Raw genomic sequence first — 17972 nt, forward strand, 5'->3', positions numbered from 1 at the left:
CGGGCCCGCACCGAGAAACCTCAACGACACCAAGGACGTAGATCATGGGCAACACCCATGCCTCCGGCGTGCCCGCCGACGGGGCGCTGAGCATGCTCTACCCCGGCACGGACTTCGCCGCCGACGCCGCCGATCAGGAAGCCCAGGACGCGGCCGCGCTCGCCGCGGCCGCCGGCCACCCCGCGCTCGCCGAGTGCCAGCAGGCCGCCGAACAGCTCATTGAGCTGGCCGACGCGCACCCCGGCGACCTCGAAGCCGAGGAGTGGGCAGACGATGCCATCGAGCGCGTCACGGAGTGCGCGTACGCCGTGGTCGAGGGCTACCACGAGCGCGTCGAGGAGCTGGCCCGCGAAGCCCGCGGGGAGCGCGCCGCCCTCGCGCTGGGGCGGTTCGAGGACCAGGGCCCGGTCACCGCCGAGCGGATCGCCGCCCTGGATGCGGAGACCCGCCGCCTCCTGGAGTGGTACGCGGACCCGTTCCCGATCGAGTGGCTGTGGGCCCCCGCGCGCGACGCCTTCGGACGCATCCTCCGCAAGCGCATGGTCGTGCTCTTCCACGGCCCCGGCGGTCTCTCCCTCGGGCTGCGCGACGTCCTCGGCGCGGACGTCGACATCATCGGCATCGACCTGGACAGCGGCGCCGTCGCCACCGCCACCGCCGCCGGATTCCGCGTCATCCACGCCGACGTCACCGCCCTGGACCCGGAGTGCCCCGCCCTCCAGTTCGTCAGCATCGTCGCGCTCACCCCGCCGTGCCAGGCCTTCACCCCGAGCGGACTGGGCAAGGGCCGCTACACCGCCGCCATCGACCTCATCTGCCGCGTCATCTGGGAGGCAGGCGCGGCCGCCGGATTCGTGCCCTGGGAGCACTCGCCCACCGGCTACGCGCCCCGCTCCGGCGACACCTGGGAGGACGTCCGCGCGCCGCTTGCGCAGCTGGAGGACCCGCGCGCCGGACTCATGGCGGAGGTCATCATCTGGCCGCTCGGAATGCTCGTCCGGCCCGGCAGCCTGCTGGAGTGCGTCATGGTCGAGCAGTCCAGCGCGCTGCCCCGGCAGATCGAGGAGGCGCTGTTCGCCGAGCTGATCCAGGCCGGATGGCACACCACGGAGGCCTGGACGCTGGACGCGGTCGACTACGGGGCCTCGCACCGCAAGCGCCGGTTCCTGTCCGCCTACCGCGGCACCGCGACGCCGTTCGTCGAGGTTGTCCCGGCCGAGCCGATCCCCGCCCCGACCTTCGCCCAGGTCGTCGGCTGGCCCACCGGCCGCACCTACCTGACGCGCGGTCACCGGCCCGTCGACCCCGCCACCGGCCGGGCCAAGGGCGGCGGCAGCCGCAGTGCCGATCTCCCGTCCACCTGCGTCACCGCGACCGCGTACGGGTGGGCCGACGCCGAGACCGGCGAGCGCATCACGCAGGCCGACATCGGCCGCCTGGTCGGCTTCCCCGCCGACTACCCGTGGACCCACGTCGGCCGCGGCCGCGGCGTGCGCAACGTCGCCCAGCAGGCAGCGGACGCGGTCAGCCCCATGGTCGCGGCCGCCGTCTTCGGGCGGATCACCGGAGACCGGAGCTGGGAGGCGAAGGTGCGGGCGTACGTGCACGAGCTGTACGGCATCAACACCAGCCGCACCCCGGTGATCGAACAGACGGTGCTCTTCGCCGACGACGACCTGACACCCCAGGCGGCGTAGGCGAACAGCGCCACCCGACGGCCCGCCTCCCCCAGGGGAGGCGGGCCGAAGCGTGTTCCGGCTGCACGGGCACCCGGTACCGTCCCAAGTGCGACGTCAGAACGGAGAGTTCATCATGACGCACGATGCAAATGACCCGCAGACATTCGGCAAGCGGGTCCGCCGAGAACGCGAGCGCAAGGGACTGTCGCGGCCGGTGCTGGCCGGGCTGGTCGGCCGCAGTACGGAATGGGTCAAGGCCATCGAGGGCGACCGCCTTCATCAGCCGCGGCCGCCGCTGCTGCTGCGTCTGGCGCAGGCGCTCGGCGTGGACGACCTTCGGGTGCTCACCGGGGACGAACGGCTGGCGATCACCACCTACAGTCAAGCAGCCCACCCGGCGCTGATGACGGTGAAGAACGCGCTCACCGACTGCAATGTGCTGCTCCGCGACGAGGAGCCCGCGCCAGCGACAGCGCTGGCGATGCGGGTGCAGCAGACCTGGCAGGCCTGGCACGGTCTCGGCGACCACCGCACCCGCGTCGCCGACGTCCTTCCCGCCCTCCTGGCCGACGTGACCTACGCCGCCCGCACGCACGAGGGCACCGAGCGCCGCCGCGTCCAGGTGCACCTGGCGCAGGTCTACCACCTCACCCAGCTCTACCTTTCGTTCCAGCCCGTGCCGGAGCTGGTGATGCTCACCGGCGACCGGGCGATGGCAGCCGCGCAGAACGCCGACAGCCCCCGCGCCATCGCGGCCAGCGCCTGGTACCTCAACCACGTGTATCGCGATTCAGGCGAGCAGCATGAGTCCCGGGTGGACCTGGCCATGCGGGCAAACAAACTGCTCGACCCGGACCGGGGCGTCGAGGACATCGCGCTCACCGGGTTGCTGCATCTCGCGGCCGCCCTGTCCTACGCCAAGGTCGGCCAGAAGGGCAGCGCCGAACGGTATTGGGGCATGGCCGATGCGGCGGCCCGCCGCCTCGGTGACGCCTACATCCACCCGTGGCTGCTGTTCGGCCGCGGCATGGTCGACGCGTACGCGATCACCATGGCCAACGACCTCGTGCGGGCGGGGGAGGCCGTCGATGTGGCCACGCACATCGACCTGGGCACCATGCCCTCGGCCACCCGCCGCAGCTTCCACCTCGTGGAAACGGCCCGCGCCTACAGCCTGGAAGGCGAGCCCTTCGCGGTCGTGCACCTGCTGACCAAGGCGTATGAGGCATCGCCGGAGACCGCGCGCTTCAACCTCTTCGCCCGGGACACGGCCGCGGAGCTGGCCGAGCGGGGCAGCCCCCTCATCCGGGAGGAGGCGCGCGGCCTCGCGCGTCAACTCGGCGCGGCCAGCTAGGGGTACAACTTGTACCCCGAAACAAGGGGGTACAAGTTGTACCCGCCGCTGCCTTCTTCGGGCCTTACGGTCGTGGGCGACCCATCCCCAACCGAGGCCCGGCGATGTCTGTCATGACCGCAGTAAGACCCCGCAGCACGGGCTGCCCCGGCTACACGGTCACGCGGGAGCGCACAGCGAAGTCCGCGAAGGAGGCCCGGCGCCTGGCCCACGTCGCGCTGTGCACCTGGGGCCTGGAAGACGATGCGGAGATAGCGGCCCTGCTGCTGTCGGAACTGGTGACCAACGCGGTCCGGCACGCCCGCGGACGGTCGGTGCGCATCGTCGTTGACCGCCCCGCGATGGACCGGTTCCGCGTGGCCGTGGTCGACCGGTCGCCCCGGCAGCTCCCGCAGATGCGCCTCCCGACCGTGGACGCCGTCGATGGGCGAGGACTCGTCCTGGTCCACGAGCTGGCCGACCGGTGGGGGTGCGACCTTTTGGGGCCCGGCAGGCGGCCGTGGGGCAAGCGCGTCTGGGCGGAAGTGAGGGTGTCGAAATGACGACGACTGACGTGTTGCCGGAAGTCGGCGACGAGGTGATGGAGGGCCAGGTCCGTGCGATCGTCACCGACATCCGCGGCGGTGAGTACTGGCTGCGTGCCCCCGGCCGGGAGGAGTGGCCGGCGCAGGACTCGAAGCGGCTGACCGTACGTCGCACCCGCGCCGAGATGATCGCAGCAGGCGAACTCTGACACCGGCGTGAGCGGGGCAGTCCCCGCGCGCAAAGCCCCGCTGCCTGTGCTCCCCCGACGTGGGCAGCGGACGGAGGCGGTGCTCCGGAGCCTCACCCGTGAGAGGTTCCGGGGCACCGTTGCGTGCGGAGGCCGGGAGGCGCTGAAGCCTCTGGCCGGGCATCGCACCGGCCGGGAAGGGGGGCCGAGCGACGCGAAGGGCCCCGCGTCACGGGGCCCTTTTCTCTGCGTTCTCGGTCTCAGGCGGACGCGTTTTCGGTGGACGCTGCCGCGTCGCCCGCAGCATTCTGCGTGGGCACCTGGGCCGTCGGCGAGGAAGGCGTGGAAGCCGATCCAGCTGTCTTCCTCTTCGTTGCTGTGCCTCGCGCGCGGGGGCGTCCCTTCGGGCGCTTCACGGGTTCCTCGGCACCGAGGGCCAGCAGCTCCTCCGTGGCCCAGCCCGCGGCCTCCGCCGCGACGAAGGCCTGGGCGTACGGCTCGTCGAGAGCGGCCAGTTGCTGTTTGAGGTTGTCCCGCTGCTCCAGGAGGCCCAGCAGGGGGCCGAAGGCCTCTTCCCGTGCTGCTTGGATCGCTTGCATCTGCCGTCTGATCTCTTGAACATCCGCCATGCAGTGATCGTACCGGTCGCCCCTTTGCGGCAGGCAGGCGAACGCCTCAACGCCGCAGGGCACAGGGTTTTTTGACGTCTACCCAGGCACTGCGGGCACCCTTCCGGCGGCAGTAGCCGCCGGAAGCGAGTTAGTGGTTACTGATATCAGTAACCAGGATCTTCGGCTGCGGGCCACTAGGGTGGGCAGTCATCGATCTTGGGTCCGAGCACGGACCGGGGTGGGGGAGGGGACTGTCGTGACGCAGCCACCAGCAGCGGACGGCCGACGGCGGGCGGCCCCCGTGCGCCGCCGCGAGCGCGAAGCCGGCGGCCGTCGCACCAATCGCTTCCTCGTGTCCTACAGCGATGCCGAACTGTCGATCGTCAAAGAGGCCGCTGACCGCGACAACCAGGCGCTGGCCTCCTGGGTCGGCAGCGCCGCTCTTGATGTGGCTGCCGAGAAGGTCGTGCCGGTTTCCACCGACGCTCGCGATGTCGTCGCCGAGCTGATCGAGGCCCGCCGCCAGGCGGCGCGGATCGGCAACAACGTCAACCAGGTCGCGAAGGCCTTGAACGCCGACGGCACGGTGACCGCCGCCCAGCTCGCAGCGGTACTGGATGGCGTACGGAAGGCCATCGGGCGGATCGACGAGGCGACCCGTCAGGTGATGCGTGAGCGGCGGCCGCGGTCGTGATGCCGAAGAAGGCGCGCGAGGGCACCGACACGGCGGGGCTGTTGAAGTATCTGTACGGTCCGGGCAAGCGGGACGAGCACGAGGATCCGCGCATGGTGGCCGCGTGGGATCCGTACGTGGACGATCCGGCGCGGTCGCCGGACATGACGATCGCCGATCTGGCGCTGATGCTGGACGCGCCGGTATACGCCTTGCTGGGGAAGAAGCCGCCCCGACACGTGTACCACGTGGCAGTACGCAATGCCCCCGAGGACCCAGTCCTGACGGACGAGGAATGGGGCAGGGTGGCCCGCGAGATGATGCACGCCGCCGGCATCGCGCAGCACGGTGACGATCAGGGCTGCCGGTGGGTGGCGGTCCGGCACGCGGACGACCACATTCACATCGTGGCGACCAAGGCGCGGCAGGATGGCCGGCAGCCGAACCTGCGGCAGGACATCGTGCGGATGCACGCGGCCGCGCGGCGCTTCGAGACCGAGTTCGGGCTGCGTCGTCTGACGCACGGCGACAAGACCGCCCGGAAGTGGGCGAAGACGGGCGAGCAAGAGAAGGCGGCGCGGCGCGGCCTTGCTGAGCCGGTCCGCGAGACGCTTCAGCGCACGGTGCGCGAGGCAGCTGCGGCCGCGGTGAGCGACGCCGACTTCTTCGCCCGGCTGAGCGCGTCCGGCGTGCGCGTCAAACAGCGGATCGCCCCGGACGGGAACACCACCGGCTACTCGGTCGCGCTGCCCGGCGACCGTGACAGCGGCAGCGCGCCGGTGTGGTTTCCGGGGGCTCGCCTCGCACCGGACCTGTCACTGCCCCGGGTGCGGGAGCGGTGGCAGAGCCCGGTGCCCGTACCGGCGGTGGCGGCCGCCGAGATGTGGCGCGAGGCCGAGCGGCGGGTGCGGGCGGCCGCCGACCGGCTCGGCGCCGGCGGGCTGCACGAGGGCGCCGGGGACGTCGCCGCGCTCGGCGATTTGATCGTGGTCGCCGCGGTGTCGTCCCCGCGCCTGGTGCGCGAGCAGATGCGACAGAGCGCCTACGAATTCGAGCGTGCGTCCCGGGTGCCGGGCGATCGTGCTCTGGAGGGGCAGGCCCGCGGACTGTACCGGGAGTCGGCGCGGCTGATCTCGCAGTCGGCGGCCGCGGTCGGCCGCAGCGACACGGCTGCCGCACTGGGCTTCCTGCTGGCGCTGGTGAAGGCGATCGAGGCATCCCAGCGCTGGCACCAGGCGCAGGAGCACCGGGCCCAGGCGCAGGCCGCCGGGCGGGCCGGTCGGCTGCTGCGCGAGGCGGTCGAGGTGACCGCCGGAGCAAGCGCGGCCCGGGAGCACCGGTCGCGTCCCAAGCCCACGGCCGCGCGGCCCGCGGGAGCCCGGCAGGCACCCTCCGCAGCTGGTGACCGGCCGATGGCGGGCGTGGTGCAGCAGGCCCTGCCCGAGCACGCACAGGCGGTGCTCGCGGATACCGCCTGGCCCGCGCTGCGCACACGCCTGGCGGCGGTCGAACGGGCGGGCGAGAACGCGGTGGAAGTCTTGGCCGCGGTGGCCGCCCGTCGCGAAATGTCCTCAGCGGACTCGGTCGCAGAGGTGCTTACATGGCGGCTGGACGGGTGGCAGCGCCAGCGCGGTGCGGCGGCCGCCTCCGGCAGGAGCGCAACGGCCACGGGAGGCAGCGGTCGCAGCGGCCCGGCCCGTACGACGGGGGCGCCTGCGGCGACGCGGCGGCCGCCGGGCGGCGAGCAGCGTACGGGCCCGAAGCGGGCCCGGTGACGAGGGGAGAGGGAATGGCGACATCGGAGGAGCGAGAGCCCTTCGCCGAGGCCGCGGCCGAGGCGGTGCAGACCTCCATCATGGCGATGCGCCTGATCATGGCCATCGCGGACGCGGTGCGGCGTCACCAGCAGCGGCAGAACGGCATGGAGGAGGAGCTGCCGCCCGCCGCGGAGGCCGTTGCCGAGGCGTCCGTGGGGGCGAAGAAGCTGCTGCCGCCGGATATTTCCGCGGCCTTGCTGGGCAGCGGGGACTGGCCGCAGTTCGCACAGCAGCTCATGGCTCTGCGCCGGGCGGGCGTGGACGTAGGGGCCCTGCTGCCGCGGGTCGGCGAGGTGGCGGTGACCGTACGGGATGCGGTCGCGGCGAACGCCGAGCGGGTGGCGAGCGACGGCACGGAGAGGTGGGCGAAGGCGCTGCGGGAGACGTTGCCGGCGGGGCCGGTGCGGGAGGCGATCCTGTCCTCCCCGGCCTGGCCGGACATGGCGGCGACGATGGCGAAGCTGGATGCGCGCGGCGTGGACGTGCGGCAGATCCTGGCTTCTGCGCATGAGGAAGGTGTCGGGGTCGACCGAGCGGTGGCGAAGGTGCTCGCGGCAGGCGAGGCTCCGGCCACGAGCCGGGATGCGAAGCTGTCGTACGGGCCGCTGACGACAGGACTGGATCTGCCCCGGGACCTGGAGCTGGCCGACCGTCAGCGGGCCTTTCGGCAGCTGGCCATCTCTCCCTCGGAGCATCAGCGGTGCACGCGGCTGCTGCGGGAGGCGCTGCCGGGTCAAGAGCGTGAGGCGGACCTCGTGATCGCCTCGAAGCAGTGGCCGCTGCTGGTCGCGCGGATGGTGCAGATGGAAAGCCAGGGCAAGCCGGTGGCGGAGCACCTGGCCCGTCTGGAGATGGACCCTTCGTGGCAGGAGGGGCCGCGGACGCAGTTGGGCAGTCGGCTGGGACAGGCGACGCTGGATGCGCTGCGCAGGCCGTTGGGTGCGCCGGCGGCGGCGATGCGGGCGAGGGTGGATGCCGCAGCGGCGCGGGCACAGTCCCCGAGCGCGGGCCCTACTAAGGCGCCGACGTCCAAGGGCACGGCGCCTTCGGAGCCGGCGGTGGCCGCGCACCGGGAGGCCGGTCCTGCCGCCAAGGGCGGCAAGACCCGGTAGCCCGCTGCGCGCCGTCGTCAGTATGGAGCAGGCCAGCCCGCGTCGTGTGGGCTGGCCTGCTCCGTCTGGTGCGCAGCGGGCTACCGGGACTGTGCGGAGGCCGTCAGGGCCGGGTGGCCCCGGCGTAGTGGGAGGCGGGCATGGCCGTGGCCATCGGTGCGATTTCGATGTTGCGGCCGGTGCGCGGGGCCTGGAGGACCTTGCCGTCGCCCTCGTAGAGGGCCACGTGGTAGATGAATCCGCCCTTGCGCCAGAACAGCAGGTCGCCGGGTTTGAGGTCGGCGCGGGCCACCGGGCGGTCGGAGGTGGCGTTGTACTGGGCGGCCGCGGTGCGCGGCAGCTTGCGGTGCTCCCAGTAGGCGTACTGCACCAGCGAGGAGCAGTCGAAGCCCACGGTGGTCGCGGCGGCGCAGCGTCCGCCGAGGTAGCCGTTGGTGCCGTCGCAGAAGCCGGTCGAGGGGCCGGCGGGGCCGCCTCCGCCGTAGGAGTAGGGGGTGCCGAGGCGGCCTGAGGCCTTGCGCAGGGCGTCGGGCCCGGCGCCGCTGCCGCGGATCTGCAGCGTGTTGTCGAGGCCTTCGAACTGCTTCATCGATGTCAAGATCAGGCGGACGTAGTCGCGCGTCTCGCGGTAGGGCGGGATTCCGCGGTAGCGGGTGACGGCACCCCAGCCGGCGTTGTACCCGGCCAGGGCGAGGGCACGGGCGTCGCCGGTGAGGCCGGAGGCTTTCGCCTGTTTGATCAGGGAGCACATCATCCGGCCCTGGGCGATGACGGCGTCGCCGGTGTCGGTGGGATCGGAGCGCCCGTTGCCGTCGGCGTCGCGTCCCCAGGTGGCCCAGGTGCCGGGCATGAACTGGGCGGGGCCCTGGGCGCCGACCGGGCTGCGGACGTTTCCGGTGCGAAAGCCCGATTCCTGCTTGAGCTGGGCGGCCAGCAGGGCCGGGGTCAGCTCCGGGGCGTCGCACTCGCGGTCCGCCTGCAAGATCCACCGGCGGAACTCCTCGGGGACGCCGCGCAGTCCGCCGCTGCCGGTGTCGGGGGCCGCCTGCGCGTCGGCGTCCGCGAGCACACTGACCACCAGCATGGCCAGTCCCAGGATCAGCGCCAGCACGGCCAGCGCACATCCCTTGACCACCTTCATCCCCCGTGCCCCCCTGCTTGTCATCCGGTGTTGCTGCGCCGCGGCGCGCTACGGAATGGCAGTGCTTCGTGCCGGTGCACCGGCCGGACGTGGTGCCCCTCGTGCCGCCCCCCGGCCCGCAGATCTTCTGTTGTACGGTCCTGGTCCGTCAGGTGATTTCTGGCGGGCGCGCGGGCGGGCGGTGACGCATTGCCGAAAGTCGCCCATGCGGCGGGAGAAATGGAAGTGCCAAAGGTGCACTCGATGTGGTGAAAGCGTTGCCATTCCCGGGGTGGGCGATATATAGCGCCGCGACCGTGGAGGGGCTGGCACCAGCGGCATTTCGGTTGCGTGGGCCGACAGACCAGGACATGCGGAAACCGACCTCCGGGACCAGAAAAATTGTTCTCACCCTCGGTGAACAAAGCACGCTAGCCTCAGTGGTCACATAAACCCAAGACTGAGACAGAATCAAAGCGCAGCATCGGGGGGAGTTGCGAAGTGATCACCAGTACGCCCGTGTCCACGACCGGGACCGGTCCCGCGAGCGGGCTGCGGTACGCGCTCATCCCGGTCCACGGCTACGGCATCGCGGTGGCGACCGCCGCGCGCATGCTGGACCCGGACGGTACGGGGGCCGTCGCCCGGGTGCTGCAGGCCGGGGAGCCCGTCCCCTGGGGGGCGCGGCCGGTCCTGCTCGCCGAGACGACCGTGTACGGCGCCGTGTGCGTCGAGCGGATGCTCCGGGCCTGGACCCTGGCGCGGCCCTGGCTCGTGCTGGTCGCCGACGCCCCGGCCCGCCCCGCGCCCGCGGCCCGCTTCCGCTTCCGGGCGTTGCAGGCCCGGCTGGCCGGCACCGCCCACCTGCCCTACCTGCCGGGCCTGCGCACGGCCGAAGGGCCCGAGGAGGCCCTGGAGTTCAAGGACGTGTACGCCGCAGCGGTGAAGCTGCGCGAGCGAATCGAAGGGAAGTGACCGTGAACGAAATGATCATGCTCGCTGGCATCATCCCCGAGGCCAAGCCGACCCAGATTCCCGGCCTGGGCGAGACCGTGTCGAAGCTGTTCGGCTACGGCCTGTGGATCGTGGTTCTGGCGGGCGCGGGCGCGGTCGGCTTCGGCCTGTACAAGCTGGCGGTCAGCGACAAGTCCCGCAACGGCGGCGGCAGCGAGCCGTTCAAGTGGATGGGCGGCGGCCTCGCCGCCATCTTGGTGTCCGGATCGCTGATCGCCATCATCAACGGGATCGCGGGCTGATGGCCCGGATGAACCGCGCCCGGCTGAACCGGGGCATGATGTGGGGCGCCGGCGCCATGGCCGCCGTGGTCGCCGGTCTGACCCTGTACGCCGTCGTCAGCGGGGGCGACGACGGCCCGGCCGCGCCGGTCGGCCAGGGCAGCGCCAGCGCGTCGGCGCCGCCCGCCAGCCCCGCCCCGACCTATGCTCCGCCGGAGGACTGGACCGAGCCCGCGCGGTGGGCGGCGCTGGTGCACGGCTCCCGCGCGGAGAACCGCCGGGCGACCGGCTTCCCGCAGACCACCACCGGCGCGCTGTCGATGCTCGCCGCCGCGAACGAGACCCGCGTCGAGGGCGCCACGAGCGCCGTCGAGGAGCAGTTGGGCATCTACCGCACCTATGTGGCCGACGCCGACAAGAGCGCCGCCCACGAGCAGAAGGTCAAGGAGAAGGCGGCGCAGGCGGACGCCTCCATCCGGCGCCAGCTGGGCGTGAGCGCCGACGGGCCGCTGCCCAGCGGCGGCTACGCCCGCAACCACGTGGTCGGCTTCAAGGTCATCAAGGAGGACAAGGGGGAGGTCAGCGCATGGCTGCTGACCCGCGTGACGATGAAGGCGGGGGAGACGGACAAGGAGCGCGGCTCCTACACCCGCACCCTGGCCGCGGCCGCATGGCAGAACGGCGACTGGAAGATCAGCTCTGCGGCGGTGCTGCGCGCCGCCCGGCAGGCGGCCTCCGCTCCGCGCCCGGCGATGGCCGCTCCCGGGGACGCCGCCTTCAACCAGGCGGGCTGGACCGCGATCCGGGAAGCGTCGTGAGCGTGCGGCGGCGGCTGGCGGCGCTGCTGCTGGTCCTGGTGGCCGTCGTCGGCGGGATCACGGCCCCGCCGGCGGCGGCGGATGGGCCGAAACCGGATCGAGGCATCATCAGCCACGGCATCGATGCGGCCTGTGAGCTGACCACCGGGCCGGTCATCGGCGCCATCGTCGACGGCATCGCCGGGGAAGACATCTGCGAAAAGATCGGCGACAAGGGCGAGGAGAAGATAAAGGAAGCCTGGAAGGCGGTGTGGGACTCCGTCATCGGCGACCTCATCAAGTCCGGCGTGGACGTGGCCAAGTGGGTGCTGAAGAAGACGCTCACGGTGGCGCTGATGGGGCCCAGTCTCCATCTGGAGGACACCGGGCTTTTCGGCCAGGACGCCACCCTCGCGGGGATGCTCGTGTGGCTGGGCTTGGTGATCGCCGCGTTCGGCCTGATGTGGCAGATCGGCAAGATGGCGGTGACCGGCCAGTCGAAGTACATCGGCCAGGCCGTGCTGGGCTGGGTACAGCACACGCTGCTGGCCAGCATCGGCCTGACCATCGTGGCGACGCTGCTCAGCGCGGGCGACGCGATGACCGCGGGCATCGTCGACAAAGTGTTCGCCGAGGACGGTGCCCTGGAGCGGATCGTGGCCGTGATGCTGCCCGCGGGGATCGCCAACCCGATGACGCTGGCCGGGGTCGTCTTCGTGCTGCTGCTGGTCGGCTTCCTCCAGCTGGTGCTGATCTTCCTGCGGCAGTCGGCCATCCCGATCCAGTGCCTGCTGCTGCCCATCGCGGGCGGAGGTCGCATGGGAGGTGAGTCCACCCGCAAGTGGGCGCCGCGGCTCATCAACTCCATCCTCGTAGTGATCACCTACAAGCCGATCCTGGCCGTCATCATCTGCGCCGGTTTCAGCGAATTCGGGCAGTCCAAGACGTTCGCCGAATGGTTGCGCGGGCTGGCCACCTTGGTGCTGGCCGTGCTCGCCCCCGCGCCGCTGGCAAAGCTGTTCGCGCCGATCAGCGAGGAGATGGGCGCCGGTCTGGCCAGCGGCGGCGTGGGTGGCGCCCTGGGCGGCGCTGCCGCCTACCTCGGGGAAAAGGCCGGCAGCCGGGACAAGGGCGGCGCGCAGGACAGCGGCGGCGATGCCGCGCCGACCAGTGCCGTCGAGCACGCCCGCTACGTCGAGCAGAGCATGGGCAGGCAGCGGGACGGCAAGGACAGCAAGACCGGCGCCGGCGGCGATGCGATGGCCCAGGCCGCCCGCAACGATGCCGCGGCCGCCCAGACCCGTGCCGGACTCGACGCGGGCGCGGGAGCCGCCGGTTCTGCCGGTGCCACCGGGGCGACGGGCGCGGCCGGTACGGCCGGTGTGGCGGGCTCCGCGGGCGCCGCGGCCGGGCCGGCGGGCCTGTCCCTGCAAGTCCTGGACGGCGTCAACGACGCCCTCCAGAAGGGAGCCAACGAAATGGGCGGGGGAACACGTGACAACCCATGAGGTCCCCGAGGCACTGCGGGTCGAGGGGTTCCGCACCCGGCGCTCGTTCGGCGTCGGCAATCTGTCCAAGGGCGGGACGATGTTGGCGGCCGTGGTGCTGGCTGCCGACGGCATCATCGGCACCAGGGAGCCGACGACGCTCGCGGTGACGATCCCGCTGACGCTCGCGGTGACCGGGCTGGCCGCCGCCCGCCGCCACGGCATGTCCGCCCTGGCGTACTACTGGGCGCACTTCGCCTGGAAGCGGGCGACCCGCGCCGAGGCGACCGCCTACCGGCGGGTGCTGCTGCCGCAGCCCTACGCCCTGGACCTGCCCGGCGTGGGCGCCTCCTCCACCTTGATCAAGGCGTACGACCCGACCAGCGGCCGGTCCGTCGGCGTGGTGCACGACCGCTCCACCGGCTACATGACGGTCTCCACGCTGCTCGCCCCGGGCGGCAGCCTGATGGCCCCTACGGGCGCGGTGGGCGGCAACATCCGCAGCTGGAGCAGTGTGCTGGACGCGATGTCGACCGACGAGCAGATCAAGGGCGCCAGCGTCACCATCCAGATCACCCCCGGCGCCGGGGAGGCCCTGGGCGACGACGTCAAACGCCGCCGCCGCGCGGACGCCCCGCAGCTGGCCAAGGACACCATCGACGAGCTGGTACGCACCACGCCGCGCGCCACTGCCTCGGTGGCGCCGTGGATGAGCGTCATCGTCGACCCCAACGCCTGCGCCACCCCGCCGAGCGACCTGCATGAGCAGGTCGCCGAGGCCCTGCGGGTGGTCGACTCGCTGGATCTGTCCGGCACCGGCACCGACATCTTCCGGCGCACCACCGACGTCGATGTGCGCCGCCTGGTGCGCTCCGCCTATGACCCCGACGCCTTCCACTCCAGGGACGAGGCGTTCGAGGATCTGGCGTGGAGCGAGTGCGGCCCGCAGGCCGCCGATGACGGCTGGGAGGAGTACGCGCACGACGGCGGTGTGTCCGTCTCGTGGGTGCTGCGGGAGATGCCGCGCCGCCCCATCCCCTACTCCGTCCTGCTGCCGCTGCTGGCCCCGGGCAAGTTCCAGCGCCGCATCACTCTCGCCTACCGGGTGCTCGACCCGCACGAGGGCGAGGCGGTCCTGGAACGCGAGATCAGCAACGCCGAACAGCGGGCCCTGACCACCGCCCAGGTCAAGGGCCGGGCCAAGTGGAGCCAGAAGGCCGACTACCAGCGGGCGGACAAGGCCGCCGCGCAGGCCGCCTCCGGCGCACAGGTCGTGGACTGGACGCTGATGGTCACCACCACCGCCCGCAGCACCGCGGACCTGCCCGCGGCCCGCCAGGAGGTACAACGCGCGATCAAAGCAACGAGGGGCATCCGGATGCGTCCCGCGTACGGCGCGCAGGCCGCAGTGTTCGCCGCCGGTCTGCCGCTGGGCTACAGCCCGCTGGTGAAGTAAAGGACGCAACCCCATGGCCAAACCGCAGCAGAAGGTCAGCACGCCGCGGCGGATGACCACACCCGGCGACGCGCCGCAGACCACCGCGGCGCAGCGGCGGGCCGAAGCCCGCGCCGAACGCCAGGCCAAGCGGCGCTTCGCCGGCCGCCTCGGCTGGGGCGGCCGGTTCAGCGGGCGCGTCCCGGTCGAGGACACCGGCACCGTCTACACCGGCCCCTCCACCCAGGTCGGCGCCCTGTACCCGTTCCTGCTCGGGGCCGGGCTGCCGCCGCGCGGCGTGCCCGCCGGCCGCGACGTGCTCACCGGCGAGCTGGTGTGCATCGACCCGTCCGGCTGGACCGGGAAGCTGACCACCAACCCGGGCGTGTGGGTGATGTCGCAGCCCGGCGCGGGCAAAAGCGCCCTGGTCAAGCGGATCTGCCTGGTCTACTCCGCCTACGGCTACATGATGGTCGTGCCCGGCGACGTCAAGGGCGAGTACAGCCAGCTCGTCTCCGAACTCGGCGGCTCGGTGGTGCGCATCGGCGACGGCATCGGCCGCCTGAACCCGCTGGACTCCGGCCCGCTCAAGGGCCACCTGGACGCACTGACGGCCCGGGAGCGCACCGGACTCCTGGACGTGCTCAACGGCCGCCGCCTGGAGACGCTCGGCGCCCTGCTGGCCACCAAGAACGGGCTGGGCCGGGCGCCCAACGAGATCGAGCGCAGTGCGCTGACCGCCGCCGTGCAGCTCGCCTCGGACGCCACCCCGGGCCACGACCCGATCATCCCCGACGTCATCACGGTCCTGCGGCAGGCGCCGCAGGAGGTCCGCGACAAGCTCGCCGCCGACGACGACACCTACCGGGACCTGACCCGCTCGGTGATCGCCGGGCTGGACAACCTGGTCGGCGGCCCGCTCAAGGGCCTGTTCGACGGGCCCACCACCACCCCGCTGGACCTGCACGCCCCGGCGGTGTCCGTGGACATCTCCGGCCTGCGGGCCCGCGGCAACGACGTCATCTCCGCCGGAATGATCGCCACCTGGGCCTACGCGTACTCCAGCGTCGACAGCGCCCGCAGCATCGGCCTGATGAACCGCAAGCTCGTGCTGCCCATGGATGAGATGTGGCGCGCCCTGCGCTCGGGCCCCGGCCTGGTCGACGCGATGGACAGCATCAGCCGACTCAACCGCACCACCGACGATGTGACGATCTATGTGACGCACTCGCTGCTGGACAGCGAGTCCCTGCCCACCGAGGAGGACCGGGCCAAAGCGCGCGGCCTGATGGACCGGTGCGACACCTGGGTGCTCGGCGCGTCCACCGCCGAGGAGCTGGTGCGCGTCACCGGCAAGCGGGCCCTGACCGAGCAGGAACGCATGATGATCCAGTCCTGGTCCTCGGCGACCAGCACCGGGCTGGACACCGGCGGCGACCAGGTCCACCCCGGCCGCGGCAAATACCTCATCAAGATCGGAACCAGGCCCGGGATCGCCGCGGCAATGGAGCTGACGGCCACCGAGGCCCGGCTGTACCGCACCGACAACAACACCGTGGACGAGGGGGACCCGCACTGATGATGACGGACAACGATAGGGCGTGGGCGGCCGGAGGCATCCTGTTCGGGGGAGCGGTGACGCTGTCCGTCTCCACCTGGGCCGGGGCGGCCGCCGGTGCACTGGTGACCGGCGAGGACCCGGCACCCGTCCCGCTGTCCCCGGCGGGCCTGTTCCAGATGGCCACCCGGTGGCCGACGGTGTGGGCGCACTCCCCGACCGCGTCCGTCATCGGCGCCGGACTGCTCGACATCCTCGTCATCGCCCTGGTGGTATGGGGCCTGCGACTGTGCTTCCGGTGGTTCCGCAACCCTTCCGACCTGGCGACGCTGTACCAGGTGCGGGAGCTGACGCCCAAGCAGGCGGCCCGTACCGCCACCCGCCTGCGGGCCTCCCTGAAGAACACCAAGCCCGCCGAGGTCCCGGCCCGCGACCGGGGCGTGCTCCTCGGCGACCACCTGCCGTCCGGCGTGGAGCTGCGCGGAAGCGACGAGGACACCTACGTCGCCATCATGGCGCCCCGCGCGGGCAAGAGCACGTCGCTGGCCATTCCGGTGGCGGAGGAGGCGCCGGCGGCGCTGCTGATGACGTCGAACAAGGCGGACGTGTACGCCGCGACCCTCGCGAGCCGCTCACGGGCCGGGCAGGCCTGGATTCTCGACACCCAGGGCGTGGCGCAGGCCGAGCGGCAGATGTGGTGGGACATGATCGCCCAGGCGGAGACGTTGGAAGGCGCCGAACGCCTTGCCTCGCACTTCGTCACGCAGATCACCAGCGAGCAGGCCGATCCGTTCTGGTCCCAGGCCGCAGGCGACCTCCTGGTCGGCCTGTTCCGCGCCGCATGGTGGGAGGGCGGCAGCGTCCGCGACGTCATGCGGTGGCTGGCCGACCCCAAGGAGAAGGCCCCGCTGCGGGTTCTGTACGAGCACGAGCCGGTACTCGCCGAGCAGGTCGAATCCTCCATCAACATCGCCGAGGAGACCCAGTCCGGGATCTACCAGAACGCCCGCACCGCCGTCAGCGCGCTGCGCGACGAGAAGGTGCTCGCCTGGGTGACGCCGGACAAGTATCACCCGCGCTTCGACCCCGAGCACTTCGCGACCAGCAAGGACACCCTCTACCTGCTGTCGAAGAAGGGCGGCCCGGCGAGCGCGGTCGTGGCCGCCCTGGCCGATGCGGTGTTCATCGCCGGCGCCGAGGCGGGCGAACGCGCGGGCGGCCGTCTGCCCGAGCCGATGCGCGCGGTCCTGGACGAGGCCGCGAACATCTGCAAGATCGCCGACCTGCCCGACCTCTACAGCCACCTCGGCAGCCGCGGCATCACGCCGTTCGTGATCCTCCAGTCCTACCGCCAGGGCGTGAAAGCGTGGGGCGAGGTCGGCATGGATGCGATGTGGTCGGCCGCCACCAAGAAGCTGATCGGCGTCGGTATCGACGACGCGCGCTTCGCCGGTGACGTCTCCACCATGGTCGGTGCGCATTTCGTCGGCCGCGGCTCGTACTCCAAGAGCAAGGACGGCTACAGCCGCAGCGTCTCCGAGCAGCGCGAGCAGGTCATGGACCCCGCCGACATCCGGGCGATGCGGAAGGGGACCGCGCTGCTGCTGGCCACCGGGATGCCCGTCGCGCAGGTCCGGCTGCGGCCCTGGTACGCGGAGAAGGCGCTGGCCTACGTCGGCCCGCAGCTGAAGGCCGAGGAGCACGCGATCACCAAGCGGGCCGTGGCGGCGTACGAGGAGCGCAAGGCGGCCCGCGATGGCCGATGAGCCGGACCCGAAACTGTCCGTACCGGTGGGTATGTTCGAGGACATCGAAGACCTCAAGGCCCGGAACGCGGCCCTGACCGCCCAGGTCACGGCCCTTGCCGAGCAGGTCAGGGCGCTGACCGAGGGTGGCGACGCCGAGCCGGGCGAGGCCTCGGAGGGCGAGACGGCCGCTGGCGACCAGGCCGCCGCGGAGGGAGACGCGGACGAAGAGGCGTGGCAGTACCCGCCGTTCATCCTGCTGCTCGACCCCCCGGCGTACGACGACGAGCTGCGTGCCCTGATCGAGTGGGTCGAGGGTGTGCTCGTGCCCGGCTACCTCGCCGAGCCGTCGGCCGACGCCCGCTGGTGCCATCTGTGGTTCGAGCACTCTGTCGCCGTCGCCCGGCTGCACGCGGCGTGGCTGGCCTGGCAAGAGCTGACCGACCCGGCGTCCTGCGGCTACACCGGGCCCTCGGTGTGGCACCGCGACCACCTGGACCCCGCCCTGCGGGAGCTGCGGGCGAGCACGGGCCCGTTCGCGGGCTGCACCAAAGGCGTGCATCAGATCGGCCACCGGCTGCCGGGGCTGGTGCCCAGCGCCTGGACGCACGGCGAAGACTGAGAAGGAGACCCCGTC

The 17972-nt window shown here is 72.1% G+C and carries 17 protein-coding genes; 15 read left to right on the top strand and 2 right to left on the bottom strand.

Translation table 11 applies throughout. The annotated features are described in order from the left end of the window. The first annotated feature begins 44 nt into the window (after positions 1-44). From ACZ4Z1_RS37350 to ACZ4Z1_RS37365, 4 genes are all read left to right on the top strand, one after another. Complete coding sequence (locus tag ACZ4Z1_RS37350; protein WP_468491126.1) at positions 45-1697, top strand: DNA cytosine methyltransferase; 1653 nt, start codon at positions 45-47, stop codon at positions 1695-1697. A gap of 115 nt (positions 1698-1812) precedes the next feature. Beyond that, positions 1813-3033 (top strand): helix-turn-helix domain-containing protein, encoded by a 1221-nt coding sequence (locus ACZ4Z1_RS37355; protein WP_468491127.1) that lies wholly within the window; start codon positions 1813-1815, stop codon positions 3031-3033. A 113-nt stretch (positions 3034-3146) separates the two neighbouring features. Beyond that, entirely contained in the window at positions 3147-3575 is a 429-nt protein-coding gene (locus ACZ4Z1_RS37360; protein WP_468491128.1) for an ATP-binding protein, read from the top strand. Continuing rightward, the gene (locus ACZ4Z1_RS37365; protein ID WP_468491129.1) at positions 3572-3766 is read left to right on the top strand and encodes a hypothetical protein; all 195 of its coding nucleotides are present in this window, start codon (positions 3572-3574) and stop codon (positions 3764-3766) included. The genes ACZ4Z1_RS37360 and ACZ4Z1_RS37365 overlap by 4 nt, the downstream gene beginning before the upstream one ends. A 239-nt stretch (positions 3767-4005) precedes the next feature. Here ACZ4Z1_RS37365 and ACZ4Z1_RS37370 read toward each other — a convergent pair whose 3' ends face one another. After that, positions 4006-4374: a hypothetical protein gene (locus tag ACZ4Z1_RS37370; protein ID WP_468491130.1), complete on the bottom strand. Its 369-nt coding sequence runs from the start codon at positions 4372-4374 to the stop codon at positions 4006-4008. A gap of 238 nt (positions 4375-4612) precedes the next feature. Between ACZ4Z1_RS37370 and mobC the strand changes: the two genes are divergently transcribed. Genes mobC through ACZ4Z1_RS37385 form a run of 3 tightly spaced genes read left to right on the top strand, consistent with a single transcriptional unit; the run spans position 4613 to position 7958 of the window. Then, complete coding sequence (gene mobC, locus ACZ4Z1_RS37375; protein ID WP_468491131.1) at positions 4613-5050, top strand: plasmid mobilization relaxosome protein MobC; 438 nt, start codon at positions 4613-4615, stop codon at positions 5048-5050. Continuing rightward, positions 5050-6804 carry a relaxase/mobilization nuclease domain-containing protein gene (locus ACZ4Z1_RS37380; protein WP_468491160.1) on the top strand — a complete coding sequence of 585 codons (1755 nt, stop codon included), beginning with the start codon at positions 5050-5052 and terminating at the stop codon, positions 6802-6804. The genes mobC and ACZ4Z1_RS37380 overlap by 1 nt, the downstream gene beginning before the upstream one ends. A 14-nt stretch (positions 6805-6818) precedes the next feature. After that, positions 6819-7958 (top strand): aldo-keto reductase family protein, encoded by a 1140-nt coding sequence (locus ACZ4Z1_RS37385; RefSeq protein WP_468491132.1) that lies wholly within the window; start codon positions 6819-6821, stop codon positions 7956-7958. Between the two features lie 103 nt (positions 7959-8061). Here the strand turns inward: ACZ4Z1_RS37385 and ACZ4Z1_RS37390 are convergent, their stop codons facing one another. Then, the gene (locus ACZ4Z1_RS37390) at positions 8062-9099 is read right to left on the bottom strand and encodes a C40 family peptidase (RefSeq protein ID WP_468491133.1); all 1038 of its coding nucleotides are present in this window, start codon (positions 9097-9099) and stop codon (positions 8062-8064) included. A 498-nt stretch (positions 9100-9597) separates the two neighbouring features. On the opposite strand from ACZ4Z1_RS37390, the gene ACZ4Z1_RS37395 reads away from it, so the two are divergent. The 8 genes from ACZ4Z1_RS37395 to ACZ4Z1_RS37430 are packed head-to-tail and all read left to right on the top strand — an operon-like array spanning position 9598 to position 17957. Next, positions 9598-10053 carry a hypothetical protein gene (locus tag ACZ4Z1_RS37395; protein ID WP_468491134.1) on the top strand — a complete coding sequence of 152 codons (456 nt, stop codon included), beginning with the start codon at positions 9598-9600 and terminating at the stop codon, positions 10051-10053. Between the two features lie 11 nt (positions 10054-10064). Next, positions 10065-10334 carry a hypothetical protein gene (locus ACZ4Z1_RS37400; protein ID WP_468491161.1) on the top strand — a complete coding sequence of 90 codons (270 nt, stop codon included), beginning with the start codon at positions 10065-10067 and terminating at the stop codon, positions 10332-10334. Further along, on the top strand, positions 10334-11131 hold the full coding sequence (locus tag ACZ4Z1_RS37405) for a hypothetical protein (RefSeq protein ID WP_468491135.1): 798 nt from the start codon (positions 10334-10336) through the stop codon (positions 11129-11131). The genes ACZ4Z1_RS37400 and ACZ4Z1_RS37405 overlap by 1 nt, the downstream gene beginning before the upstream one ends. Beyond that, positions 11128-12618 carry a hypothetical protein gene (locus tag ACZ4Z1_RS37410; protein ID WP_468491136.1) on the top strand — a complete coding sequence of 497 codons (1491 nt, stop codon included), beginning with the start codon at positions 11128-11130 and terminating at the stop codon, positions 12616-12618. The genes ACZ4Z1_RS37405 and ACZ4Z1_RS37410 overlap by 4 nt, the downstream gene beginning before the upstream one ends. Then, positions 12605-14053: an SCO6880 family protein gene (locus tag ACZ4Z1_RS37415; protein ID WP_468491137.1), complete on the top strand. Its 1449-nt coding sequence runs from the start codon at positions 12605-12607 to the stop codon at positions 14051-14053. Before ACZ4Z1_RS37410 ends, ACZ4Z1_RS37415 begins: the two co-directional genes overlap by 14 nt. Before the next feature lie 13 nt (positions 14054-14066). Next, positions 14067-15611 (top strand): ATP-binding protein, encoded by a 1545-nt coding sequence (locus tag ACZ4Z1_RS37420; protein ID WP_468491138.1) that lies wholly within the window; start codon positions 14067-14069, stop codon positions 15609-15611. Positions 15612-15613: 2 nt separating this feature from the next. Continuing rightward, positions 15614-17356 carry a type IV secretory system conjugative DNA transfer family protein gene (locus ACZ4Z1_RS37425; protein ID WP_468491139.1) on the top strand — a complete coding sequence of 581 codons (1743 nt, stop codon included), beginning with the start codon at positions 15614-15616 and terminating at the stop codon, positions 17354-17356. After that, positions 17346-17957 carry a DUF4913 domain-containing protein gene (locus tag ACZ4Z1_RS37430; RefSeq protein ID WP_468491140.1) on the top strand — a complete coding sequence of 204 codons (612 nt, stop codon included), beginning with the start codon at positions 17346-17348 and terminating at the stop codon, positions 17955-17957. The genes ACZ4Z1_RS37425 and ACZ4Z1_RS37430 overlap by 11 nt, the downstream gene beginning before the upstream one ends. Positions 17958-17972 lie beyond the last annotated feature (15 nt).

The organism is Streptomyces sp. NPDC030165, assembly GCF_055573595.1.